Genomic DNA, 25,347 nt, shown 5'->3' with positions numbered 1-25,347 from the left:
CCACCCTTTTAACAATTTTCATTGATTTGATTGTTTATACTCTGCCTACCTCATTTACCGCCTTGTCCAGCGTTCCGTCAATTACGTTTATCACCCGCTGGTTTGCCTCATAACTCCGCAAAAGAGCTATCATATCAACCATTTCTCTTATTGCTTCGGCGTTTGACTGTTCAAGATAATTTTGCATAACCGTTCCGGTGAAATTTTCCACGACAGAATTATCAGACGCGGTGAAAAGATTTTCACCGTTTTTTCTAAGGCTGTCAGGATTCTGGAACTGGGTAATCAATAACCTGTCCACCACTGCGCCGTTCTGTATTATCGTCCCGTCTTCTGTGACGGTGAAATCGCTTCCGTTCAACTGTATAATGCCATTTTCACCAAGCACGTAATAACCCTGTCCGGTAACAAGCTGGCCGTCGGCATTCAGTTTAAAACTTCCGTCCCTTGTATAAAACTGTCCTCTTCCAGGTACAAGGACTGTAAAGAATGCCCTGCCTTCATCTTTAATACTCATATCAAGGCTGTTATCGGTCTTTAAAAGAGTTCCCTGGGTAAAGTAAGTGTAAACCTCACCCACGTCGTTACTGAATGACAGCTCGCCAACCGGCACTCCCCTTGCAGTGCCGCCGGTATTGTCATGAAGCCTTTCTGCCAAAAGTTTTGGAAAACCTTCAAGGACAACGGTGTCTTTTTTATAACCCGTTGTCGAAACATTGGCCAGGTTGTTCGCCAATACGTCCATTTTCTTATTCAGTGCCAACATGCTCCAGCCGGAAGTATACAACCCTCTAACCATATATATCTTTCCTTCTCAGTTTACATAGTCATAAATCAAACATATCTGCCGTTATGATACTGCTCTATCTTATTATCGGTAATTTTCATAATATTTTTTATATAAAAAAAGACTGCTTCGAAAACTTATGAAAGCAGTCTTTTTTTTATTACCTCCTGTAATTTACTTTTTCCATGCCTGATTCTTCAAGAATTTCCAGATTATCAAGAACTTTTCCGGTTCCGAGGGCCACGCACGAAACAGCGTCTTCTGCTATAAACACGTCTATTCCGGTCCTCTTCTGAAGCAGCTTGTCAAATCCGTACACCAGGGAGCCTCCACCGGTCATTACAATTCCCCTGTCGCTGATGTCCGCGGAGAGTTCAGGAGGTGTTCTCTCCAGCACCGAATGCACGGCGTCAACTATAGCTGAAACCGGTTCTTCCAGCGCTTCCATTATCTCTGATGACGATACCTGTATGGTTTTCGGAAGCCCCGACACGAGGTTCCTTCCCCTTACGTCCATATATACTTCTTCTTCCCTTGGATAAACCGTTCCTATTTTAATCTTTATTTCCTCGGCGGTACGTTCACCTATCATGATGTTGTGTTTTTTGCGCATATACCTGATTATAGCTTCGTCAAACTTATCCCCGGCCACCTTTATGGTAGTGCTTACAACCGCGCCTCCCAGCGAGATGACGGCAATATCTGTGGTACCGCCGCCGATGTCCACCACCATGCTCCCGCAGGCCTTGGTAATGTCTATACCTGCACCGATGGCCGCCGCGATAGGCTCTTCGATGAGGTATGTTCTGCGGGCACCTGCCTGGATGGCTGCATCTTCAACGGCACGTTTCTCAACTTCGGTGACTCCGCTTGGAACACATATCATTACCCTCGGCTTAAAAAGTTTCAACAAACTTCTACTGCATACCTTATTGAGAAAATATTTAAGCATACGCTCTGTTACCTGGTAATCCGAAATAACGCCGTCGCGCAACGGTCTGATTGCCACAATATTCCCCGGAGTCCTGCCCAGCATTCTCCTTGCTTCTTCTCCAACGGCCAGCAATCTGTTTGTGTTTTTGTCAATTGCAACAACGGAAGGTTCCCGGAGAACAATACCTTTTCCCTTTACATAGACCAGAACGGTCGCAGTTCCCAAATCAATACCTATATCAAGTCCCAGGCCCATTAAGACAACCCCTTACCTTATGTATTTTAATTTGTGAAAAATCATAAGTAAAAATCAGGCATAACTATTATACCCATCTATATTCAATTACAGACATATTCCCCGTTTCAGAAAAAGAAAAAACAGCAAAAACTTTTGTGTCAGCTTTTGTCTGTTTTTATATTATCATATTTGTTAAAGAATGCAAATAAATTTTAATGTTATGTATTATCCAATTTGCCGCAAAAATGCCATTGGTTCAAATTAACATTTCTCAATCCTTTTAAGTAATTTCCTGGAAGTTACAATTTATTAAAAACATCCCGCCGTTTTAATGTTACCGCCGGATTTTGAAATTTGTCCGGCGGCCAAGAAGCCGCAAATTACAAGAAATCACCCCGGCTGCCTTGACTTTGTATAAGCATTGCTGCAAGAAATGCTGAAAAACGTTGCCGTATATAATTTCACTTTCACGAAATAAACCCACTAACGGCTGCACATGAAAAAGACCGGGAATTACCCGGCCTTTTTTTCTTTCTTTTTGTATTTTATCCGTGTGGCTTCTCCACCTCGTATGTGCCTTTCAGCCTTATTCTCCTCTAAAATCTTCCTGACCTGTTTTGCCATTGCCGGATTTAATTTTCTAAGCCTTTCGGTAACATCTTTGTGTACTGTGCTTTTGCTGATTCCAAATGTTTGGGCTGCGGCCCTTACTGTTGTTTTGTTTTCAATGATAAAAGCTCCCAATTCGAGGGCCCTTTCCACAATATACTGCTTCAAAACATTTCCCTCCTACAGCGTCAGAACCAGCCTGGCTCGGGGTGTTTCTGTTAATATTTATATGCACATCGAAACGCGGTTATGTTTTAAGATAAGCCCGTTTAATTGCCGGAAAAAGGCAATACGGTTTTAGGATCAATCAGTTTGTCATCCTTATACATTTCGAAATGCAGATGCGGTGGATCGGCAATTTCGAATATTGCTGTGTTTCCTACGCTGGAAATCACATCACCGGCTTTGACTTTCTGGTTTACGCTTACCATGTTTGCGCTCGCCAGGTTTGAATATATGGATTTATAACCGTTTTCGTGATCTATTACAATGGTAATGCCATAGCAGGGATCTTCCTTTATCTCCTTTATATAACCGTCGGCCACGGCTTTCACTGCTTCGCCCCTGGGAGCTTCAATGTCTATTCCGCTGTGTGTTCTCCATTCGTCAAGGGTTTTGGAGTAAAGCAGTCTGTCCATTGCATAATCGGTAATGATTTTGCCTTCAACAGGCAATATAAAAGTGGGTTTTTTTCCGAACAGGTTTATAACTTCCTGGGAATCTCCGCTTTGCTCAGACCTGTTTTCATTTTCTGGCTCCTGCGGCTTTAAGGGGGCATGTGTGGGTGCTACGGTTGGCGTTATCGTGGGTTTGGCGATTGTTTCAACCTCATTCAGGGCCGTTTGTTGTCTGTCTTCCGTATTATCATTGCTTCCGGTTACCAGATTTCCATCGGTTTCACTGTCTGTTTCAGGTGTGGTATTCAAACCGGTTTCATAATGAAATCTTTTTTCGGGATTTTGCAGCTGTTCAATCGCGGATTTATCCACATCTTTTGTTTCATCATCAGCCAAAGCGTAATTCTCGTCTTCATTTTCATTATCCAGCGATGTTTCGTTGGGGACCAAATCGTCATCGTATTGTTCCGGTGAAGTGATGAGATGATTTGTAGTAAAATAGACCGCGCCCACTGCCAGAACGCATAAGCCTATCACAACCAGGAGATAAAAACCGCTCTCCTTAAAAAACTCCTTAATCTTCCGGGTCCACTCTTTATCGTCATTGTAAAAACCTCTCTGACTCACATTGTCCACCTCCAGCAAATATTATTGCCACTGGAAGCGGATTTATACATCAGAGGAATTTTTTCGGTCATCCGCTGTTTAATGCCGCCACTATCTCTTCAGAAATGGGCTCAACCTCAACTCCTGTATAGTAGTATTTAAGTATGTACTCATAGTCCTTTCCTTTCTGCGCCAGTTCATTTGCACCGCACTGGCTCATTCCGACGCCGTGGCCGAAACCGTACGTCGTTACCTCCATTACATCCTCTTCGATAAAATTTATCTCCATTATCGTGGATGCCAGCGAAAACAGTTCCCTGAACTTCGTTCCGGGTATTGTAATGCTGCCCACCCTTATTTCCTTTGCCCTCTGGCTGTTGGTATACTGGACCACTTCGACGTCTTCGGATACAGGCCCCAAAAACACAATATCGGGATAGGCCTTCATAAGCTTCTCCCGGATTTCTTCGCCGGTCAAAACCACTTTCTTTTCATAACTGGAATAGTCGGACTCCCCTTCGCTGTATACGCTTCTAAGATACGGAACCGCCCCTACCGAACTCCAGACCTCCTGTATGTCTTCCGTCATCCCCCCGCTGTTAGCATGATAAAGAGGGTTGATTATTTCTCCTTCATAAGTAAGTATTAAACCGCTTGTTTCATACACCGCCCTTTCGACCTTCGCCCAGTTCTCATCCACATTGGAATTGGGATACCAGGACTGGTACATGTCTTTTGTAATATAAGCCTGGCAATGGGACGGATCGGTGCATACATGCGCTCCGTTGTGTCTTTCGGCTCCGCTTCCGTATTTGCCCAGCGCCCTTCCGAGGGCATATGTTCTTGCCGCTATTGCCTGCGCCTTCAACGCTTCCATTTCAAAACTTGCCGGCATTTCCGCCGCCACAACCCCGACTATATATTCATCCAGATCCATTCGTTCAATAACTTTATTTCGCGTGTCATAAACTATAATCTCAGTTTTGTACACAGGCTGTTTCCGTTTTTCCTCTTCTCCTTCGGGTCTGTTCTGCTCTTCTTCCTTCCTTATATTCCTTGAAACTGATAAAAAAATAAGCAGGCATACAACCAAAAGCAGCACCAGTGCCTTTCTGTTATTTCTCATTTACCGGATGCCTCCCTTTGTCTGCGTTATTTCTCCAATGAGTTAATTTTCCGGTAATTTTACAAATAAATGAGCTTACGATTAAGCGAAAACAGTATATTTGACATTCAAAATATATGCTGTAAGCTTCAGCTTAATAACTTGTTCTGGTATAATGAAACCGGCCGGTATATCTTTTCAATTGCCGCAATCTGCGCGTCCGGCCTGCTGAAGAAGTGCAGAGCGGTGCGGAAAAGTTTTTTAAAAATTAATCACGGAGTTGTAAAATGTTTAACAAGTTCATGGCAGAAGCGATAGAAGAAGCGAAAAAAGCCCTTGCTGAAGATGAAGTTCCCGTTGGGGCGGTGATTACGCATCGGGGCAAAATTATAGCCGCGGCCCATAACCTACGGGAAACCCTTAACAGGGCCACCGCCCATGCTGAAATTCTCGCAATTGAAAAAGCATGCAGCATTCTGAACAGCTGGTACCTTACCGACTGCGACTTGTATGTTACCCTTGAACCGTGCATTATGTGCGCGGGAGCAATTGTCAATGCAAGAATAAGAAGCCTTTATTTCGGCGCCTTTGACCCAAAAGCCGGAGCCTGCGGTTCGGTGATTGACGTTTTCAGGCTGAAGGAACTCAATCACCGCGTCACCGTTTACGCAGGAATAATGGAGGATGAATGCGCTTCGCTGCTGACGAAATTCTTCAGGTCAAAACGGTAAAAAGGCACGAATTAATTCAGAAACGGCCCTATAAACATACAGAACAAATATGTATACGGCAGTACAAACAAGAGGCTGTCAAAGCGATCAAGGATTCCGCCGTGTCCCGGAAGCAAATTTCCGTAATCCTTTATCCCGGCAATTCTTTTAACCGATGACATTGCAAGATCCCCGAACTGTCCGATCAGCGAAGCCGTAAGCAGGTATAACAAAAGTATACCGAAATTCGCCGAAATTACGGCATTATTTTCCAGTATTACGGCAATCAGCAGAAGCGTCAAAACCGCCGTAACCGTTCCTCCGACGCTGCCCTCGACCGTTTTCTTCGGGCTTAAAACCGGCGCAAGCCTGTGTCTGCCAAAACCCTTCCCTATGAAATAAGCCATAATGTCGGTCATGGCGGACACAACGAAGACAGTTCCAAGCAGGAACAGCCCGTTTTCCATCATCCGGATTACAGACATTGTTTTAAAGAAGAAAACAATCAAAACGGCAATAATACCACATACTAATTTCCCGACACATTTTATGTTTCTTACGTTTGCCATAAGATACGCAAAAAGCATAACGGCCGTGACAAAAAGTGCCGCAATGATGTACCGGTATTGCGGAACGGTAATTAAAGACACAAATAAAGCCAATATTGAGGTAAGAAAATAAAACGGCTTATTCCGGATCATGCCTGTAGCCCGAAAGAGCTCATAAACAGCCTGTACCGAAAGGCATATAATTGTTATATCCAAAACCCACGGAATATGGGACAAAAGCAAAACCACCGCTATAACCACTGCTATAACTGCACCCGTAATAACCCTTGTTTTCAGCATTTCTCCGCACCTGTCTTTTATTTATAATTTATGACAAATCTTTATGAATTGCTACAAATTTGGCAATTACGCTATTTTGAGTCTGTATCCCCTTTTTGCTTTTAAAAACGATACTGCCTTATATGATCGTGACATCAAAAACGGGGTCTCCGTCAATCTGTGACGGTGCCACGGAAATATCATTTTCTGAAAAAGAATTATTAACATGTCTTTCCCTGCTTTCTTTTTACCCCTTAATTAATGTTTTATTTTCAAAGTTATATTGGGCACTTATGTTAACATTTTAAACAGATTTTTAAACTGAATATTAATAAAAAAACAGTAAGGGTTGCAAATCAAAAACAATCATAGTATGCTTTTTTTAAAAATAACTGAAGCAGGAGGTATTATGAAAATAGGAAAACAAAAAACCATAGCCCTGATTGCCCATGACAACAGAAAGAAAGATTTGGTTGAATGGGTGAAGCGCAGAAAAGAAGTATTGAGCAGACACTTTTTATGCGGCACGGGCACAACTGCGGCATTAATTACAAAGGAAACCGATCTTCCGGTAAGGGCTTATAAAAGCGGCCCGCTGGGCGGTGATCAGCAGATCGGGGCACTTATAGCCGAAGGAAAAGTGGATTTTATGATCTTTTTCTGGGACCCGCTTACCGCTCAGCCCCACGATCCTGACGTTAAAGCCCTTCTGAGAATAGCGGTTTTGTACGACATACCCGTTGCAATGAACCAGTGTACCGCCGATTTTCTTATAACCTCTCCGCTGATGGAAGAAGAATACGAAAATAATGTACTTACCTACAAAAGCCGGATTGAAAAGTGGTAATATTTGTGCTATGACTATTATTGACTTTAATTGCATTCTACGATAAAATTATATAGCGGATAGAACGGTTCAGTTAAACACGGAAGAGTATCGAAGTGGTCATAACGAGCCTGACTCGAAATCAGGTGTACGGCAACGTACCGTGGGTTCGAATCCCACCTCTTCCGCCAACCATGTAAATATTCCAGGCAAAAATAAACCGGATAAAACTCTCATCCTCATAGTTCTGAGGATGAGAGTTTTTTTGTCCGTCAAATTTCATTTTTCCGGGTGAGCATCTTTTCCCCTCTGAGTAAGGGAAATTCCGAAACCAAGCAGCATCCAAAACAGCGGGGATACTGCAACCATACTGTCATTAAACAACCCGCTTATAAGATAGGCCATTACCGATACAAGAATTCCCGTGGTCAAAATCAGTTCCCGCTTTATTTCCCATGTCATTAAATCACCGTTCGCACTTTTTTCTCCCTTTTTTAGGGCTTTTACAATATTGCCGAGAGTCTTTATGATATACCATGCGAAAATTGAAATCAGGCATAGCAGCGAGACAATCCCTGATCCCAAAGCTACTTGCAAATACCAGTTATGGGGTTTTCCAATGATTGCCCAGATTGCCCCGTAATTAAGCTTCCCGACTATATCGTTCTGCGGGAAAATAAATGTAAACGTATCGGGGCCGTAGCCAATAACGGCTGCCTTTTTCAAGAGGGGTATCGCCCTTGACCATATATAGCCTCTCCCCGAAGCAAAGGATTCCTTACCTTTAAACCCAAAGGATTCAACGGGAAAAATATCGGTAATTTGTCCGTTGTAACCCACGACTTTCATTTTGCCGTCAATCAGTACAAACTCAATGTCCTTGCCTTCAATTTCAAGCATCAGCCACGATAGTTCCGTTGTTTCATCCACATATCCCGTTATATCTGTATAGGGCTCATCCAGGAATTTAAGCGTATTTTCATCCTTCTGTACCGGAATTTCCCCGCCACTTTCATTATACATTTTAAATCCGTCGCCGGTATTTTCAATCCGGAGAAACCAGCGGTTGGTTTCTATCGCGGCGGACGCCCCCTGCAGTTTAATATCCTTAAAAATCAGCCTGTCCTGTCCCTGTTCGGATTTGAACGGGTTCATGCTTTTTATTTCTTCCCATAGCAACCCGTTTTTGTATAAATTCATTGACAAAAATATGCAAAGCCCATACAGAACAAATGCAAGCATCCATTTGGCCCGGATCTCTGCCGCCCTACGCAAAACAGCGAAAACGAACGGAATGGTTGCAAAAACGGCAAGATACCCGGCCCTGGACGCGGAACCCGAGAGTAAAAAAAAGGCCGAACCGAAAAAGAATAAAAAATATGTAACTTGCTTCACAGAATTTGCCTCAATAAGCACCACTGCAACGGCAACAGGCAACAATACGGCTCCATATGTGCCAACGTAGTTTGAATTGCCTATTGTCGAAGATAGCGTGTTCGGCTGTTCAAGCGGCAAAACGCCGGAAAACTCCAGTACACCGGGAACCGTAACCGCAACTGAGGCTGCCAGCGCCATTTTAATTATCGCAATCATGTCTTCGGGATCCGAAATCAGATAATAGGAAAAAAGCAGAATACAACAGTAGCAAAGCTGGGTAAGCCCTCCTTCATACATATCCACAATACCGAACAAAGCCGTAATCTTATAATCCGAAAAACACACCGACAGCAGCAGACAGATATTATAGGGAATGAGAAAATACAGTATTGCAGGGAATTTTTTGTCCTCATTTTTTCTGAAAGTATACGCAACAAGCATCAGGAAAACCGCAAGGTAAAGTAAAAGCACTTTAATCAGGCAATAATAATCGTCATACCACTGTGTGCGCAATAATACTTTTTTTATTTCTTCATTGTGATAAACCCGTATACGGTATTTTGCCAAAGGTATAAGGACTGTTATTATTATAAAAGGTATATAACGGTATTTCTTCAGTTTGTCCTTCTTTCCGGTCAATTCACTCATACAAACTTTTAACTCCCTTAATTTCAAAAAACAAACATGCTGATAACAGTTCAAAAACCAGCGGGGTATTGCAGTTTCAGGTACTTTTATTCGCCGCTTAGCCTGTCCTGTCTCCGTTAACCCCTGAACGGCTGTCCCATAAATTTCTCGCCGCAAGAACAAAAATGGAACCAATGGTTTTCAGGACGAATATTTTTGTCTCCTCATCAATTCCCTTGATTGCCTTAAGGGCGGCAGCGGCTTTTTTCTGCCAGTCATCCGTCAGATCGTAAAAAGTGGTCGCGCCTGTGGCTTGTATCACCTGATAAAGGGTATCAACGAACAATTCACGCTTGCTGTCGTCCAAGGAACTTATCCATTTGTTCAATGTCGTATTCATGAACATCGCGCTGCTGTTCACCGTGCCGACATAGCAGAAATCACTGCTTTCAACCAGCCATGAAAAAGGATCGTGCTGCATAATCCAGAATCGGTTGCTCTTTACCACCGAATACTTCTCCTGATTGTGCAAAAGCATTCCGATCAGCGAAGACTGCGGCAAGGTCTTATGTATACGTTCCCTCATGTTCAAATATTCACCGCATTGGTAGAATTCTTCCCTAAATCCCGGGCCGTCATGGTTAAATACGTGGGTAATTCTGTCCTGAATATACCGGGGACACTTTATGGCTGAATATACCGCTATGTTTCCACCTTTTGAATGTCCCCCTATTTTTAGATCGCCGGGAATCATCCCCGCCACGGCGTTAAGATACTTTACGCCTTCTTCCTGTGACGGAACCGGGCTTATAAATCCCATGTTAAAATCTTCCTTCCATCCTACGAAGGTAGCGTCGGTTCCGCGGTAAGCTATATACACCGTTCCGTCGTCCAGCAAAAACGTAATGGCTGAAAACTGCTGTTCGGCCTGAAAATCTATTTTATTTACATAAAAAGTCAATTGGGTATCACGAAACCTTGGACTGCTTGCAACGGCTTTGAAAAGCCTTCGGTTGCTGTCTCCGTCCCGCACATTGCGGAATAAGGAATCAATGTTTTCTCTCTGCGCTATTTCCGCGATTCTTACCGGTTTTTCGTTTACAGGCATTCCTGGCACAAAACCGTCAAAATTGAGGTATGAAAGCTGTGCCAGAATAAGGCTGTCAACCGCGTTAAACCGCCTGTTTTGAAATTTGTCAGCCTGCTCTGCAGCATAGTCAATGATATTCCTCATATTGATTCTCCCAAATCATACTTTCTGAAAATTTTTTCAAATGAACAGACGCCAATTGCATTCAGTAAGCCCGTCCTTATTTCAATAAAAATTCCACTGTTCAAAACTGAGTATTTTTCTTTTACGTATTCAGCACATAACAAATTTCCCTATATATAGTTTTGTTTATTTAATTATATCTATAAATTTTATTATTATCACCTGCTTTATTTCCATAAGATTGATCTTCATCCTGTCCGTATCCGCGCAGGGAAACACATTTCCTTAAAAACAAACCGCTCCGACAGAATTTCTCTCTTCCGTCGGAGCGGCCAATGATAACCATACCGCAATCTGTTTAAAATCTTATAATGCCATCAAATCCATTTTATAAACGCTGTTTTGTCTTTGCTGTTAAACCCGCATTTTTCATAAAACCTCAACGTATTTTCATCTTTGGCCCCTGTTAGTAACATGACTTTATAACAGCCGCTGTCTCTGGCGATATCCACTGCTTTATCCATTAAAGCCGTCGCATATCCTCTTCGCCTGTAATCCTTATGCGTTACTACGTTTTCAATCAGCGCATAAGGTCTCATACCCCGTGTAAGGTTTTTTATAACCACCAGCGTTACACTGGATACAATTCTGCCTTCAACCTCGGCGACCAAAATATGATAGTTTTCATCGGCAAGAATTTCATTCCATAGCGAAATAAGCTCCGGCGTTTCAGGCAGTTTTCCGGTTTCGTGCAGATGCAGGTAGAGCTCCTGCAACCCGTCAAGATCGCCTTTCCTCGCTTCCCGAATTTGCACCGTCACCACTCCACTTATTTCTTTTCAAAATCCAGGTAAAGCAAACTTGGCTGTATGCCTTTGTTGTTCTGATATTTCCCGTTGTAATACTTTACATAATCTCCCTCAATGGAGTGGTAATATATCTGGCATATTTCCACTCCGGGATAAATTCTTATTGGCTGGACACAGTGTATTTCAAGAGTCCAGTAGCCGCTGAAACCAACATCGCCGAACCCTGCCGTTACATGAATGAAAAGCCCGAGTCTGCCTATCGAGGAACGTCCTTCAAGCATCGGAACATATCCTTCAGTTTTCGTGTATTCCAGTGTCCTTCCCAAATAAAGCCTTCCGGGTTCCAGTACAAGTCCATCTTCAGGGATAATGATTTTTCTGGTTCTATTCGGCTTTTTCATGTCAAGTATTTCTTCTTCATAAACAAGAAGCTCGTTGTGCAGCCTGAGGTTATAACTGTTGGGATTTAAACATTTTTCATCAAAAGGATCTATTATAATTTCCTTACCTAAGTGTTTTTTAATTTCAAGGCCCGAAAGTATCAACAAAACCCCTCCAAATAACGGCAAATGCGTAAACTGAACATTTGCGTGCAAAATAAATATATAATATATTACTATATTACAGATATCTTAGCCAGATCTTTAAGACTGAAATTTTTACCTTAAAAATCCGGCATAAAAAGCCGCAGTACCTTTTATCGCGTTTTTCAGGCCTTCCTGCTTTTCATGACTTTATATGTTCTGGAGAGGTTCTCCGTATATATGGCACTCATTGCGGTGTTGCTGCCTGAAACATCGCGTAAACCTAAGAATTGGCTGGCATTGGATTACCTCTCTTCGAAAAGTATTTTTTAACAATTATAGTGGGTATGCAAAAACCTTGCAATTATCCTGGTTAAATTATAGCCCATTTTCTTAAAAAGCCGTTTTTAATTTATCCCTTATCTTTCTGAATATATTATAAATCAATAACAACAACGGCGTTTTCGGCTTTTGACCTTTTTACGTCGATTATTCTCTGATTTTCCGAACCGCGAAAATTTAAAAGCAAATTTCTTTTTTCCAGTTCAAATCTTCCGTCCACAAGTATATCGGTTTCATCGAGCAATTCACCCCATCCCCTGTACCGGGATGCATTCGCAAGAATATACTCGTAGGTGTAACCCGTATAGGTCATTATATTAAGGTTAAGCTTTTTGGCCTCCCGGGCAAGGGCGGCAAACGCTTCAGCCTGTTCAAAGGGCTCTCCTCCGCTGAACGTAATCCCGTCCAGCAGAGGATTTTTTTTCGCAAGTTCTATCACCGAATTAATGGTTACCAACGTACCACCGTCAAAAGAGTGGGTTTCGGGGTTATGACAGCCGGGGCATTTATGTTTACACCCTTGGGCAAACACCACCATCCGTATTCCCGGCCCGTCAACTATTGACTCCCTTATAATTCCTGCAATTCTCAGACATGTATTCATCTGAACCACCTGACTCAGACTTTGAAGGACATATGTTTTACCCTGTCCCGTTCCTCTGCCCTTTTCGCGTCGTTAAACCTGTCCAGGGTACCTACAAGGTAACCTGTAATTCGGCGAATCCTTTCAAACTTAATGTCTCTTTCTTCCCTTCCGCAGTTGGGGCATGTATTCCCGATAATTCCGGTATATCCGCACACAGGATCCCTGTCCACCGGATGATTTATCGAGCCGTAGCCTATTCCTGCTTCCTTCATTGCCCTGATGATTTTCTCAAAGGCCTCAAGGTTCTGCGTGGGATCGCCGTCAACCTCCACGTACGTGATATGCCCGGCATTGGTAAGCTCGTGATAAGGCGCTTCAATCCGTATTTTATCAAAGGCGTTTATTTCATAATACACCGGAACATGAAAGCTGTTTGTATAATATTCCCTGTCGGTTACACCTTCTATTACGCCGAAAATCTGCCTGTCCAGTTTTACAAACCTTCCCGCCAGACCCTCTGCCGGAGTTGCAATAAGAGTAAAATTCATATTGTATTTTTTGCTCGCCTCGTCCATTCGTTTCCGCATATGCCCCACGATTTTCAGGCCAAGCCGCTGGGCTTCGTCGGATTCGCCGTGATGTTTGCCCGTTAAGGCTTTCAGGCATTCCGCCAGGCCTATAAAACCTGTCGTAAGGGTTCCATGTTTCAGAACCTCCCTTATTTCATCCTCCCAGCCAAGCTTTTCAGAATCAATCCATACACCCTGGCCCATCAGAAACGGGAAATTTTTAACCTTCTTACGCGCCTGTATTTCAAATCTTTCCAGAAGCTGGTCTATTACCAGGTCTATTTTGCTATCCAGTTCGCTGAAAAACAGCTCAATGTCCTTATTGCTTTTTAATGCTATTCTCGGCAGGTTTATTGTTGTAAAGCTCAAATTCCCTCTTCCGTAAACTATTTCCCTGGAAGGATCATACACATTTCCTATCACCCTTGTCCTGCAGCCCATGTACGCTATCTCGGTTTCAGGATGGCCGGGCTTGTAATATTTCAGATTAAACGGCGCGTCGATGAACGAAAAATTCGGGAACAGCCTTTTCGCACTTACCCTGCAGGCAAGCTTGAACATGTCATAGTTCGGATCGCCGGGGTTATAGTTTACGCCTTCCTTAACCTTGAAAATCTGCACCGGGAAAATGGGCGTTTCTCCGTTGCCGAGCCCCGCTTCGGTGGCAAGAAGAAGATTTCTGATGACCATCCTTCCCTCAGGTGAAATATCGGTGCCGTAATTTATCGAACTGAACGGTACCTGCGCTCCCGCACGGCTGTGCATTGTATTCAGGTTGTGAATAAAGGCCTCCATTGCCTGGTATGTACTCCTGTCGGTTTCGGCATATGCTTTTTGGTTCGCAAATTCCTGCGCCTTTGTGATTATACCTAAGTCCTTTATATATCCCGCCAGATGTTCCTTTTCAAGCGTTAAATATTCTTCATCCGCGTTTAACTTAGGGCGTAAATTGTATTCCTTTTCAATTTTCCCTGAAATTTCGCTTACAAGTGTCGCAGCATCATCAACTCCTGCCAGCAGTTCCAGGGCTTTAGCCAGGTTCTGTCTGTACAGCCTTGCGTATGTTTTGGCAACCCCCGGAGCCATACCGTAATCAAAGTTGGGTATGCTCTGCCCTCCATGCTGGTCATTCTGGTTTGACTGAATGGCTATGCACGCGAGGGCCGAATAGCTGTGAATGTCGTTTGGTTCTCTGAGATGCCCGTGCCCTGTGCTGAATCCGTTTTTGAAAAGCTTGATAATATCAATCTGGCAGCAGGTTGTTGTAAGCGTAAGAAAATCCAGATCGTGTATGTGAATGTCGCCTTCCTTATGGGCCTTTGCATGCTCGGGTTTTAATATGAACATTTCGCAGAACTGTTTCGCGCCTTCGGAACCGTACTTCAGCATGGTTCCCATCGCCGTGTCACCGTCGATGTTCGCATTTTCCCTCTTCAGGTCATTGTCCTTTGATTCTTTAAAAGTTAACTCTTCGTATATTTTCATCAGTCTTGTATTCATTTCTCTGACACGTGTACGTTCTGCGCGGTATAATATGTACTCCTTGGCGGTTTTCGCAAGTCCATCTTCAATAAGAACCCTTTCAACAACGTCCTGGATTTCTTCCACACCGGGAATCTTTTTGTCAGGATCTTTATTGAGCCGTTCGGTCACCTTTTCTGCCAGCTCCACAGCCTTTTCATAGTTTTCCTCTCCTGCGGCCCGGGTTGCTTTGTATATCGCATTTATTATTTTTTCAATGTTGAAAGGTACTTCTCTTCCGTCCCTTTTCCTGATTTTCGTAATCATTTGTTTTCCACCTCTTCCATGCCTGTTTTTTTCAAATATTGAAGAAAATGACTGCGAATTTTGTGATAAATAAAACCTCTCGACAAACGCGTCAAGAGGTAATCGGAGAATACTCACACGCGCACTCACCCGAGTACTTTTAAACACCCGACACCCCTCTATCGCTCGTAGAGTATACGGTGCGGCATTACAGGCAGGTCTTCTGACTCTGGTTCATCAACACCCCATTCCTTCCCGGGATTCCCCAGTGGCACGTTATGGGATGCCTCCCCATCACAGCGGCGGGACCGTGCAGGATTTTCACCTGCTTCCCTTTTAAACTGCCGCAAGGCAGTACCTGTAATAACAATATGTAGTTATTTTAAATAATAACATATACAACATATTGCGTCAATAGTAATATTTATTTACTGTAAATCAAGGCTTTTTGGGTACCTGGCTTTATAAATTGGGAATTACGTGTCTACTGCGGTGGCCGATGCCACAGACTGGAGGAATGCTTCAACGGTTTATAATGTAACTAATACATTTTTTACCATGCGGCTTGACAACAGGGGGGAAATTATGTATTATATATTATTAGCACTCATTAATGATGAGTGCTAATAAAGAATATTGTTACTTTTTTTGGGAAATATATATAATATAAAAAACACACAGAAAGGAAGGGTGACCATAGAAAAGAAAAATTAAATCATAAAGAAAGGAGTTTTACATATGAAGGCATTGTTTTTAGCAGGCGGATTTGGTACGAGACTGAGACCTATAACCAACGACCTGCCAAAACCAATGGTGCCGATTATGGGCAAGCCTCTGCTTGAAAGAAATATTGAAAACTTAAAAAAATTCGGTATCAGTGAAATAGTATTGAGCACATGCTATAAACCAAACAAAATAAAAAAATATTTTGGTGACGGAAGCCGGTTTGGCGTTAAAATAAGCTATATATGCGAGGATGAACCTTTAGGTACCGCCGGTGCAATTAAAAACGCAGAGAAATTTTTCGATGATACATTTCTGGTATTCAATGCCGACATTTTAAGCGATTTTGACATATCCGACATGATTAGCTTCCATAAACAGAAAGGTGCACTGGCAACAATTGCTGTTACCCATGTTGACAACCCGTCGGCGTACGGGGTTATAGAACATGACGAAAATGGCTTTATTACCGCTTTCAAGGAAAAACCAAAACCTGATGAAACCAGTTCTAACCTGATAAATGCAGGAGTGTATATTTTTGAACCGGAATTATTGAAGGAAATTCCTGCAGGGCGGGCGGTTTCCATTGAACGGGAAACTTATCCGCTGCTGCTCAGCAAAGGTTACAAAATGGCAATTTACGACCGCTGTTCTTACTGGCTGGATTTGGGCACGCCTCAAAAATACCTTAAAGCTCACAAAGATATACTGAAAGGACTAATAAAAATAAAAGAGCATGATTTTAATAAAAATGCGCAATATATAAGTAAAACTGCTAAAATAAGCCGTTTTGCAAAAATAAAGGAACCGGTGTATATCGGAGACAATGTGGAAATTTCATCATTTGCAAATATAGGCCCGAATACCGTTATATTCGGCAACTCAACCATCGGCACCGACGCAAAGGTTGTGGAAAGCATCGTCTGGGATAACGCCCATGTTGAAGGAGGAGCTTCGGTTGTAAATTCGGTGGTTATGTCCAACTGCGTAGTCGACAGAAACAGCGACCAGTACAATTCCATTCTTGCAGACAATCTCAGCTATACAATGGCGGTATGAAAAGGGGAATGATTTATTCCCCTGTTACATACAAAGAAGGAGGTTGAAAAATGGTTTCGAACAGAATAAGGAATATAGCGTTTTTAAGTACATATCCTCCGCGGGAATGTGGGCTTGCAACCTTCACTCAGGATCTGGTGAGAGAACTTGACAAAATAAGCCTTTTAAACAAACCTGCCGTTATTGCGGTAAGCAATGACAGATATAATTACAGCAAACGTGTTATAATGGAGATATCCCAGTTCGACAGGGAAAGCTATACAAATGCGGCCAGGGCCGTTAATGATTCCGACATAGAACTTCTTGTTATAGAGCATGAATACGGTATATTCGGCGGTGAAGCAGGCGAATATATTATCGACTTTATTAACAGCCTGAAAATTCCGTTTATCACAACACTCCATACCGTGTTGCCCAGCCCTTCGGAAAAACAGAAAGAAGTACTTGAAATCATCGGTAAAAAAAGCGCGAAAATCGTTACAATGGCAAAAAATACAGTCCCCATTCTTGAAAGCGTGTATGACATACCTTCTTCAAAAATAGAAGTTATACCGCACGGTGTCCCGTACAGAATCGTTGAATCGAGGGAAAAATTAAAGGAAAAACACGGGTTTTCGGGCCGGACGGTTATAAGCACTTTCGGGCTGATAAGCCCGGGTAAGGGGCTGGAATACGGAATTGAAGCCATTGCAAAAGTGGCGGAAAAGCATAAGGATGTTATTTACCTTATCCTCGGGCAGACTCATCCGGTTGTAAAAAAAGAACACGGCGAAAGCTACAGAGAGAAATTAATAGAACTGGTTGAGCGTCTGGGCATAAAAGAACATGTAATGTTTGTCGACAAATACCTTACAAAGGATGAAATTATAACTTACCTGCAAATGTCGGACATATACATGACACCGTACCTTGGCAAGGATCAGGCGGTAAGCGGAACCCTCGCCTATGCGGTAGGATACGGAAGGGTGATTGTATCCACTCCGTACAGTTACGCAAAGGAGATGCTCGCGGACGGAAAGGGCCTGTTGGCAGAATTCAGAGACGCCGGCTCGCTTGCCGAGAAAATTATGTATGTGCTGGACAATCCTAAGGCCAAGAAAGAAATGGAAAAGCGTACCCTGAGTGTTGGCATGACAATGATGTGGGGGAATATTGCAAATCAGTATACAAAGCTTTTCATTGATACTCTGGAAAAATCCAAATTCCAGAGCAGTATGGTGGTCTGATGGGAAAGGTTGCTTTCAATACCGTATTGAAAGATGACCACATCTTCCGGTTAACCGATGATACCGGCATGCTGCAACACTCAAGGTTCGCAGTTCCCGATCCCACTTTCGGTTATACAACCGATGACAATGCCAGGGCTTTGATAATGGCATTGATGTTGTATGAAAAATACAGAAGCAGGAAATATCTTGGCCTTGTTTACAAATATACGTCCTTTTTGCTGAACGCCCAGAATGAGAACGGCAAATTCAGAAATTTCATGAGCTATGAAAGAAAATGGCTTGAAGAGGAAGGCTCCGAAGACTGTTTTGGAAGATGCATCTGGGCAATCTGTTACGCCCTTTCAAACGAGCACACTCCAAAGGGGGTAAAATACGGCCTTTTACACCTTCTGAACAAAGCAATGTCAAATATACCGTCTCTTAAATCGCCACGCTCCAAGGCATATACGATAATAGGCCTTGCCCGTCTCGAAGACAAACAGGCGAAAAACATTGTCTATGGTTTGGCCCGGTCCCTCTGTGAGCAGTATGAAGCCCACAGAGACGGTGAATGGAAATGGTTTGAGAATATTGTGGCATATTGCAACAGTATTATGCCATGGTCACTGATGCTGGCCTACAAAGTTACAGGAGAAAGAAAATTTTTTGACGTGGCAAGGGAAAGTCTTGAATTTCTCGAAGGCGTTACTTTCAGGTATGGCTACTTTAAGCCTGTGGGGTGCAACGGCTGGTATTTAAAGGGCGGGGTGCCCGCGGAATATGACGAGCAGACCGTCGAAGCCTGTGAAACGGCTTTAACCTATCTTGACGCATATGAAATAACCGGAAACAGGGATTACCTGCAAAAAGCAAAAATGTGCCACGCCTGGTATGAAGGTGTGAACTCGAAAGGCCTTCCGCTAATTGACAAAGAAAGCGGAGCATGTTTTGACGGGCTCACAGAACAGGGCGTTAACCTGAATATGGGAGCAGAAAGCCTGGTGTCGTATGTCATTTCGTCATTACGGATATCCGATGTTTACGCATCGGCAGCGGACTATGGCAAATTAAACATGGCAACATAAAACTTTTAAATATAAATCAGACTGAAAGGGGATGTTTTTATGGGCAGCTTGATAGTTGCCGAAGAACGAAAATTAAGCGGAAGGAAGGTCAGAAAAATGGGATATGTCCCGGGCGTGATTTACGGACCCGGAGTAAAAAACAGCATGAATGTTCAGTTCAGCCAGAAGGATATGAACAGGTTTCTCAACGAACATACAACAGGCTCAAAAGCAACTGTTATGGTCAACGGCAATAAACACTTGTGCGTGATAAAGGAGATACAGTACGGATTAATAAACAGGGAACCGATACATATTGATTTCTATGCCTCTTCTGAAAACAGCGTTGTCAAAGTAACAGTTCCTTTTAAGTTTGTTGGAAGGGAAAAGCTTGGTTCGAACAGGCTTGTGCTGAACATTCTCGAGGATGAAATTGAAATCCAGGGCGTATTAAAGGATTTGCCCGAATTTATTGATATTGACGTATCAGAAATGACTGACGGCAGTGAAATAACAATGGGTGATATAAAACTGCCTGCCGGTGTCAAGCTTCTGTCAAAAGAAGACGAAATTGTGGCGAAGGTGGTCAAGGCAGAGGCCGGGCCTGAAGCTGAAGCCGAGTCAGAGGCTGCTGCCGCAGGTACGCAGGAAACGGCGGAAGCAAAAGAAACTGCGTGAATTAATCCCGAAAAAACGGGGGATGCCTGAATACCGACGGCATCCCCCGTTTTAATTTCTTACTTCTCAGAAAATCAGCGGAACATTTTAATCAGTTATTTTTTTTAAGAAATTCATAAACTTCTTTTGCGTGCTCAATATTCCATTTTAATACTTCGTCATAGCCAAGGCCTTTTGCCTTTGCGGTCATTTCGCTGAGCAACTGTTCAAATTCCGCTTCGTCCTTTGCATACATCATACGCCATGAATACTGCTTGATAACCGTAGCCACCTGCCCCTGTTTCTGCATTAAGTCATCGGGCATCACATCAGGAGCTTTCCCCATATATACCGGCTTTTTTATCGAAACCATATTATTTTTCATCAAATAATCCTTGGTTGTCAGAGCCCCCATTGCCTCACGCCATTTATCCAGCAGCGGATTTGAATTCTCTTCAAGGTATGATGACCAGAGTCTGAAATCATAAGGTTCATTGGTTTCAGGATTTATCGCATTGCGATGCACCGTCTCAAAATTCATCTGGTTCTGCCCGTCCTGGAAGGTTCCTCCGCCGAATTCCTCCGGCACATCAACCGGATTGTTCGGAAGTGCCTGCTTTCCAAACTCGGTAAGTACCGGTTTTCCGTTCTTCATCTCCCACGTAAGCCCTTCGGGGCCGTTGTATATCGTCATAACCCCCTCGGGCGTGTACATCCAGTTAATCAACTCCATAAGGCGTTCGGGATGTTCGGCCTTCGCGCCTATGCTTATTACCCTGTTTCCGCCGCGTTCGTCAAAGCCATAGGATATTATTTTCTGACCCTTAATTGGTACATACCTGAAACCTTTGCCCTGACTCAAACGCTCAGGAGTATTGTACACATTGCACGCCCACGGGAATAATGAGAATAATATCGCGCCGTCCTGATACTTTCTTATAACGTCATCATATTTCTGGGAAATGGAATCGGGATCGAGAAGCCCCATCTGATTTGCCTTAAAGAACAGCCTGAGTACTCTTATATACCAACCGTCAGGATCAAGGGCTCCCTGGCAGTCTCCGTCGTCAGGAGAATACAGCAGGAATCCCGCATTGTTAAAGCCGTCTCCTTCGTCATATCCGAACAGCGCTGCAAAAGACTTAACATACATAACCATGTTTCCGTCCCAATCAGACCATATGCTGAAACCGTATGTTGGCATCCCTGATTCGGAAGTGGGTTCTATTTCCTGCATCCTTTTCAGCACATGGAGCAGATCCTCTGGGGATTCAATTTCGGGCATTCCAATTTTTTCATACAAATCCCAGCGCAGTTCCGACTGGTAAACCATATCCTCGCCTTCGGACGGACCTTCGGGCATGTTTGCCACTGAATGCCCCAAACCGTATACGCTTTTGCCGTTGCCGAAACTAATTTTATTCTTTTCTATAGCCTTGGAATAGTTTTCAACAATATATTTGCCGTATGTATCCAGTATTCCGTCCGTCGTCCAGTCAAACAGAGCATTGGCTTTCAAGGCGTCCAGCCATTTGTTGTCCGAATCGCTTCCGAATATGACTATATCTCCCAGGTCGCCGGATGCCATCATTGTGGCAAACTTTGTGTCCCCGCCTTCAACGTTTGAGGCAATCATGTTCATTTCAATATTGAACTTATCCTTTACAATCTTTGCAAACCAGCCGGTCTGTTCGCCTGCCTTGTTACCGAGCATTGTAAATACGTCTATTCTGTACAGTTCCTTTTCAGAAGCCCCGGCAGTCTGACTGCCAGCCTGTGTCGTAGCCGGTACGCCTGTATCTTTCTGTTTGTCCGTCTGTGTAACGTTGCAGGCCGTCATGCTCAGAAGCATTGCAAATGACATCAACGCTGCAAAAATGCGTTTTAACCTCATTTTTTTACCTCCCTTTCACCTATTTGCCTTTTTTATAAAACGGTGAGTCAAATCCTCCCACCATTGCTGACACGTTACCGTACCATCAGCCCTTTACCGCCCCAATCATAATTCCCTTTACAAAGTACCGCTGGAAATACGGATATACGAGAAGTATCGGCGTTACAACAATCATTGAAACCGTCATCCTCACCGAGGTAGGTGTTTGCATATTCTGAAGGTTCATATTTACTGGTCCCTGGGAGCTTTTTATAATTGACGCAAGCGCAGTGGCCTCATTTAAATACCTGTAAAGCACAAACTGCAGGGTATAGTATTTTGAATCGGTCATCAGGAACAAAGTATCGGTGAACGAATTCCACTGGTTCACTGCGGAAAATACCGCTACCGTAGCCAGTATCGGAGTAATCAGCGGGAATACAATTCTGAAAAATATGGTGAAGTATCCCGCTCCGTCAAGCTGTGCCGATTCCTGCAGGGATTGGGGTATGGATTCTACGTAGGTCTTTATTAATATGATATAAAATGGTTGCACAATATACGGCAATATATAGGCAAGAAAATTATTCGTCAACCCCAAATTCATCATGGTGATAAACCATGGAAGAATTCCGGCGTTGAAATACATTGTGATAACTACAAACCTGTACCAAAACTTTCTTCCCCACATTTCCTTCTTCGTAAAAAGGTATCCAAGAAAGGCAGAAGCAAAAACAGTCGCCGCCGTGCCTATAACCGTCCTTGCAAGTGAGACCAGCGCAGCACGTGGAAGTCCTTTCAGCTTCAATACCTGGATGTAGTTACTGAGATGAATGCCTTTGGGGTAAAAAGTGATAAGGCCCAGGCCGGTAAGCTCGTTACTGCTTATGGTGTTTATAAACAGGTAATAGAACGGGAAGACGCAAATCAGCGTATAAAGGATAAAAACGGTATAGTTGATTGCGTTAAAAACCACTTCACCGGTGCCGTGTTGTTTTCTTTCCATATTTTCCCTCCATGCATACGAAATTTAAATTATGGTTTCACCACGGACTAATTTGGACAAGCCGTTGGCAAACATCAGCAGAAATACGCTGACCAGCGATTTCAGCGCACTCACCGCAGTTGCAAATGAGAAGCTTGTACCTATCATTCCTATGTTGTAAACATACAAATCCAGAACCTCTATGTAATCCTTGTTGATCGCGTTCTGGAACACATAGTATTGTTCCATCCCGTTGTTGATGAAATTGGCGATCTGCAAAAGAAGCAGAACAAAATAGGTTGGCATAATCCCCGGAACGGTAATATGCCATATCATGCTGAATCTTCCCGCTCCGTCAACTCTTGCCGCTTCATACAGCTCAGGATCAATACTTGTAATTGCGGCAAGATACATTATTGCGTTCCACCCCAGACTTTTCCATGTGCTCCATAAAATCATCGTCAGCCATACATGTTTGTTTGAAGCAAGGAAGTTAATTCCACGGTCTATAACGCCGAGCTGGATTAATATACGGTTTACAAAGCCCGTATTGGTTGAAAACAAAGCAAAGGCAAAAGAATAAACCAGTACCCAGCTGATGAAATTGGGCAATGTTGTAAGCACCTGGACGCTTTTTCTTAGCCAGTCAACCCTTATTTCCGAAAGGAAAACTGCGAAAATTACGGGAAGGACCGAAGTTAATAATCCCAGAGTGCTCATTGCAAAGGTGTTTCTCAGGACTCTCAACACCTCTGCGGTTTGTGTGGGATTGGACACAATTGACTTAAACCAGTAGAACCCGACGAATTCGTTCTGCCGCAACGGTATTCCAGGCCTGTAATTATAAAAGGCGTAAACCCATCCGTGCAGCGGAAGGTAAGAAAACAGGAATGTAAGAACCAAAAACGGCAGCGCCATAAGAAAAAGGCGGTATTTGTCCTTAATTACAATCCTTTTTCTGCGGTCATAATACATTGGTATTTCCCCCGGAATTAATAATTGAACAATTAAAACAGAAAAGATGCCAAAGTTTCATTTAAACTTTATTGCCTACCATTATTTTATTATCTGCGCCGGGAAATTTATATAACAATAATCAACGATTGTTATAAAAATCAACAAACTTTATATTGAATTCAAATTTTTCTGATATTCCCCGGGAGCTATGCCGAAAGTGCTTTTAAACACCGAACAGAAATACGAAGTGTTCTGAAAACCCACTAACGCCGCAACTGTCGCCACCTTGTTTTTGGGAGACTTCAGCAGTTCTTTTGCCTTCTCCATTCTGTATTCATTCAAATACTCGTTGAAGCGTTTCCCGGTATGGTTTTTAAAAATGCTTCCCAGATAATTCGGCGACAGGAACACTTCATTTGCAATGGTTTTTATCGACAGCGGTTCCATATATCGTTCCTCAATAATCTTTATTACTTTCTTTACGGTCTGCTCATCATGGCTCAGCCTGTTTTTCTGCATGCCGACTACATTTTTCAGGAACAACTCCATTTTGTCCTTTAACCCTTCGGCAGTACACCCGCTCCATGCCTTTTCATAAAGATAGGACGCTGTAAAATCCGGGTGGAGTGTATATATGAAAATATAAATGTCATTTACAATATTTTTGACGAAATTTATTATAAAATTGGTACCGGCACCACGGGCTTCGTTAATATATACAAACAGTTCACCGAGAAGTTCGGAAACCCTCTTTTCGTTTGCCGAGCTCAGTGCAAGTATGAACTGTTTCGAAAAATAATCACCGTGAACAAGGAATTCATTGGCTCTTTCCATGAATTTTTCCTGAAGCTTATATATCTCACTGTACCGAAACACGCGGTAATCATTCCAGAATAACTGATGTTTCACCACCTCCCTTGCCTGGCTGTATGAAACATGAAGATTTAAGGGATTTGCCTTTTCGCCCGCGCCGGTAACAACGCTAACTCCATAATTTTCCTTTATATGGGAATTTATACTTTCAAGCATCGGGTATACAGTTTCATCCCATTCGTAACAGATGACCGTTTCTTTTTCCCTGGGGTCTTCGGTCAAAAACAGATAATTTTTATCCCGGGCCTTTTCGGTAAACCACCTGACCGCCTCATCAAGTGTGCCGGATTGATCGCCGGCACACTTAATAAGCACCACAACGTACGTTGAATCAGGATTAATGCTCATGTCAAATTCCCTGAGTTTTTCCATCAGGCTTTCCTTTGCTATCGGGCCCGACAGCCATTCGTTCAAAAAATTCATTTTTACCCTTTTTATGCTTTCATTCAGCCTGTTTACAACTTCCCGCTCCCAGCCTGCCTTTTCCCTCTCCTTATTACACATGTCAGCCACTTTACGGATAACGGGTATAAGATCATTTTCCTCAAAAGGCTTTAAAACATATGCACTGGCATTGAAACTTATTGCTTCCTGCGCAAACCTGAAATCATCATACCCGCTCAGGATAATTATTTTTATGTCAGGCAGCACCTCCTTTATTTTCTTTGACATTTCAATACCGTCCATACCGGGCATTTTGATATCGGTCAGAATTATATCGGGTTTAAGCCTTAAGGCTTTTTCATATCCCTCCTGACCGTCACGGGCGGTCCCCGCTATCTCAATTCCGAAAACCTTCCAGTCGAGAAAATCAACAAGGCCTTCCCTTTCCCATTTTTCGTCTTCAACAATCAAAAGGCGAAGCAATGGTTTCAA

At 43.1% G+C, this 25,347-nt stretch carries 22 protein-coding genes, 1 tRNA gene and 1 riboswitch; of the genes, 7 read left to right on the top strand and 16 right to left on the bottom strand.

Annotated elements, in window-relative coordinates:
- Positions 1-34 precede the first annotated feature (34 nt).
- From flgF to spoIID, 5 genes are all read right to left on the bottom strand, one after another.
- Positions 35-799: a flagellar basal-body rod protein FlgF gene (gene flgF, locus CST_RS00405; RefSeq protein ID WP_015357815.1), complete on the bottom strand. Its 765-nt coding sequence runs from the start codon at positions 797-799 to the stop codon at positions 35-37.
- 148 nt (positions 800-947) lie between these two features.
- Positions 948-1,976, bottom strand: coding sequence for a rod shape-determining protein (gene mreB, locus CST_RS00400; RefSeq protein ID WP_015357814.1), 1,029 nt, complete (start codon positions 1,974-1,976; stop codon positions 948-950).
- A 495-nt stretch (positions 1,977-2,471) separates the two neighbouring features.
- Positions 2,472-2,735, bottom strand: coding sequence for a sporulation transcriptional regulator SpoIIID (gene spoIIID, locus CST_RS00395; protein ID WP_015357813.1), 264 nt, complete (start codon positions 2,733-2,735; stop codon positions 2,472-2,474).
- Between the two features lie 101 nt (positions 2,736-2,836).
- Complete coding sequence (locus tag CST_RS00390; protein WP_015357812.1) at positions 2,837-3,811, bottom strand: M23 family metallopeptidase; 975 nt, start codon at positions 3,809-3,811, stop codon at positions 2,837-2,839.
- A gap of 67 nt (positions 3,812-3,878) precedes the next feature.
- Positions 3,879-4,916 carry a stage II sporulation protein D gene (spoIID, locus tag CST_RS00385; protein ID WP_015357811.1) on the bottom strand — a complete coding sequence of 346 codons (1,038 nt, stop codon included), beginning with the start codon at positions 4,914-4,916 and terminating at the stop codon, positions 3,879-3,881.
- Positions 4,917-5,182: 266 nt separating this feature from the next.
- On the opposite strand from spoIID, the gene tadA reads away from it, so the two are divergent.
- Positions 5,183-5,626 (top strand): tRNA adenosine(34) deaminase TadA, encoded by a 444-nt coding sequence (tadA, locus tag CST_RS00380; RefSeq protein ID WP_015357810.1) that lies wholly within the window; start codon positions 5,183-5,185, stop codon positions 5,624-5,626.
- A gap of 11 nt (positions 5,627-5,637) precedes the next feature.
- On the opposite strand, the gene CST_RS00375 is transcribed toward tadA, so the two are convergent.
- Positions 5,638-6,453, bottom strand: a complete 816-nt coding sequence (locus CST_RS00375) for a phosphatidate cytidylyltransferase (RefSeq protein WP_015357809.1) — start codon at positions 6,451-6,453, stop codon at positions 5,638-5,640.
- A gap of 388 nt (positions 6,454-6,841) precedes the next feature.
- Here CST_RS00375 and CST_RS00370 point away from each other — a divergent pair, with 388 nt between their 5' ends.
- Both CST_RS00370 and CST_RS00365 read left to right on the top strand, forming a co-directional pair.
- Positions 6,842-7,279, top strand: coding sequence for a methylglyoxal synthase (locus CST_RS00370; protein WP_015484811.1), 438 nt, complete (start codon positions 6,842-6,844; stop codon positions 7,277-7,279).
- Positions 7,280-7,360: 81 nt separating this feature from the next.
- A tRNA-Ser gene (locus tag CST_RS00365) sits at positions 7,361-7,449 on the top strand.
- A gap of 88 nt (positions 7,450-7,537) precedes the next feature.
- Here CST_RS00365 and CST_RS00360 read toward each other — a convergent pair.
- From CST_RS00360 to CST_RS00335, 6 genes are all read right to left on the bottom strand, one after another.
- Complete coding sequence (locus CST_RS00360) at positions 7,538-9,283, bottom strand: O-antigen ligase family protein (RefSeq protein WP_015357806.1); 1,746 nt, start codon at positions 9,281-9,283, stop codon at positions 7,538-7,540.
- Between the two features lie 97 nt (positions 9,284-9,380).
- Complete coding sequence (locus tag CST_RS00355; RefSeq protein ID WP_015357805.1) at positions 9,381-10,496, bottom strand: DUF2974 domain-containing protein; 1,116 nt, start codon at positions 10,494-10,496, stop codon at positions 9,381-9,383.
- A 356-nt stretch (positions 10,497-10,852) separates the two neighbouring features.
- Entirely contained in the window at positions 10,853-11,290 is a 438-nt protein-coding gene (locus tag CST_RS00350; RefSeq protein WP_015357803.1) for a GNAT family N-acetyltransferase, read from the bottom strand.
- Between the two features lie 14 nt (positions 11,291-11,304).
- The gene (dcd, locus tag CST_RS00345) at positions 11,305-11,829 is read right to left on the bottom strand and encodes a dCTP deaminase (RefSeq protein ID WP_015484810.1); all 525 of its coding nucleotides are present in this window, start codon (positions 11,827-11,829) and stop codon (positions 11,305-11,307) included.
- 415 nt (positions 11,830-12,244) lie between these two features.
- Positions 12,245-12,754 (bottom strand): anaerobic ribonucleoside-triphosphate reductase activating protein, encoded by a 510-nt coding sequence (gene nrdG, locus CST_RS00340; protein ID WP_015357801.1) that lies wholly within the window; start codon positions 12,752-12,754, stop codon positions 12,245-12,247.
- 14 nt (positions 12,755-12,768) lie between these two features.
- The gene (locus CST_RS00335) at positions 12,769-15,093 is read right to left on the bottom strand and encodes an anaerobic ribonucleoside triphosphate reductase (protein ID WP_015484809.1); all 2,325 of its coding nucleotides are present in this window, start codon (positions 15,091-15,093) and stop codon (positions 12,769-12,771) included.
- Between the two features lie 175 nt (positions 15,094-15,268).
- A riboswitch (cobalamin riboswitch) is annotated at positions 15,269-15,449 on the bottom strand.
- Positions 15,450-15,810: 361 nt separating this feature from the next.
- On the opposite strand from CST_RS00335, the gene CST_RS00330 reads away from it, so the two are divergent.
- The 4 genes from CST_RS00330 to CST_RS00315 are packed head-to-tail and all read left to right on the top strand — an operon-like array spanning position 15,811 to position 19,804.
- Positions 15,811-16,854: a nucleotidyltransferase family protein gene (locus CST_RS00330; protein WP_015357798.1), complete on the top strand. Its 1,044-nt coding sequence runs from the start codon at positions 15,811-15,813 to the stop codon at positions 16,852-16,854.
- A 50-nt stretch (positions 16,855-16,904) separates the two neighbouring features.
- Positions 16,905-18,080, top strand: a complete 1,176-nt coding sequence (locus CST_RS00325) for a glycosyltransferase family 4 protein (RefSeq protein WP_015357797.1) — start codon at positions 16,905-16,907, stop codon at positions 18,078-18,080.
- Entirely contained in the window at positions 18,080-19,147 is a 1,068-nt protein-coding gene (locus CST_RS00320; protein ID WP_015357796.1) for a glycoside hydrolase family protein, read from the top strand. Before CST_RS00325 ends, CST_RS00320 begins: the two co-directional genes overlap by 1 nt.
- Before the next feature lie 39 nt (positions 19,148-19,186).
- Positions 19,187-19,804, top strand: a complete 618-nt coding sequence (locus CST_RS00315; protein WP_015357795.1) for a 50S ribosomal protein L25 — start codon at positions 19,187-19,189, stop codon at positions 19,802-19,804.
- Between the two features lie 91 nt (positions 19,805-19,895).
- Here CST_RS00315 and CST_RS00310 read toward each other — a convergent pair whose 3' ends face one another.
- The 4 genes from CST_RS00310 to CST_RS00295 form a co-directional block, all read right to left on the bottom strand.
- Positions 19,896-21,677 (bottom strand): type 2 periplasmic-binding domain-containing protein, encoded by a 1,782-nt coding sequence (locus CST_RS00310; protein ID WP_015357794.1) that lies wholly within the window; start codon positions 21,675-21,677, stop codon positions 19,896-19,898.
- 85 nt (positions 21,678-21,762) lie between these two features.
- Positions 21,763-22,662 carry a carbohydrate ABC transporter permease gene (locus CST_RS00305; RefSeq protein WP_015357793.1) on the bottom strand — a complete coding sequence of 300 codons (900 nt, stop codon included), beginning with the start codon at positions 22,660-22,662 and terminating at the stop codon, positions 21,763-21,765.
- Between the two features lie 24 nt (positions 22,663-22,686).
- Positions 22,687-23,616, bottom strand: coding sequence for an ABC transporter permease (locus tag CST_RS00300; RefSeq protein WP_015357792.1), 930 nt, complete (start codon positions 23,614-23,616; stop codon positions 22,687-22,689).
- A 150-nt stretch (positions 23,617-23,766) separates the two neighbouring features.
- On the bottom strand, positions 23,767-25,338 hold the full coding sequence (locus tag CST_RS00295; RefSeq protein ID WP_015357791.1) for a response regulator: 1,572 nt from the start codon (positions 25,336-25,338) through the stop codon (positions 23,767-23,769).
- Positions 25,339-25,347: the final 9 nt, after the last annotated feature.

This window comes from Thermoclostridium stercorarium subsp. stercorarium DSM 8532 (assembly GCF_000331995.1).
GTDB lineage: Bacteria > Bacillota > Clostridia > DSM-8532 > DSM-8532 > Thermoclostridium > Thermoclostridium stercorarium.
This window is presented reverse-complemented; position numbering and strand designations above follow the sequence as displayed.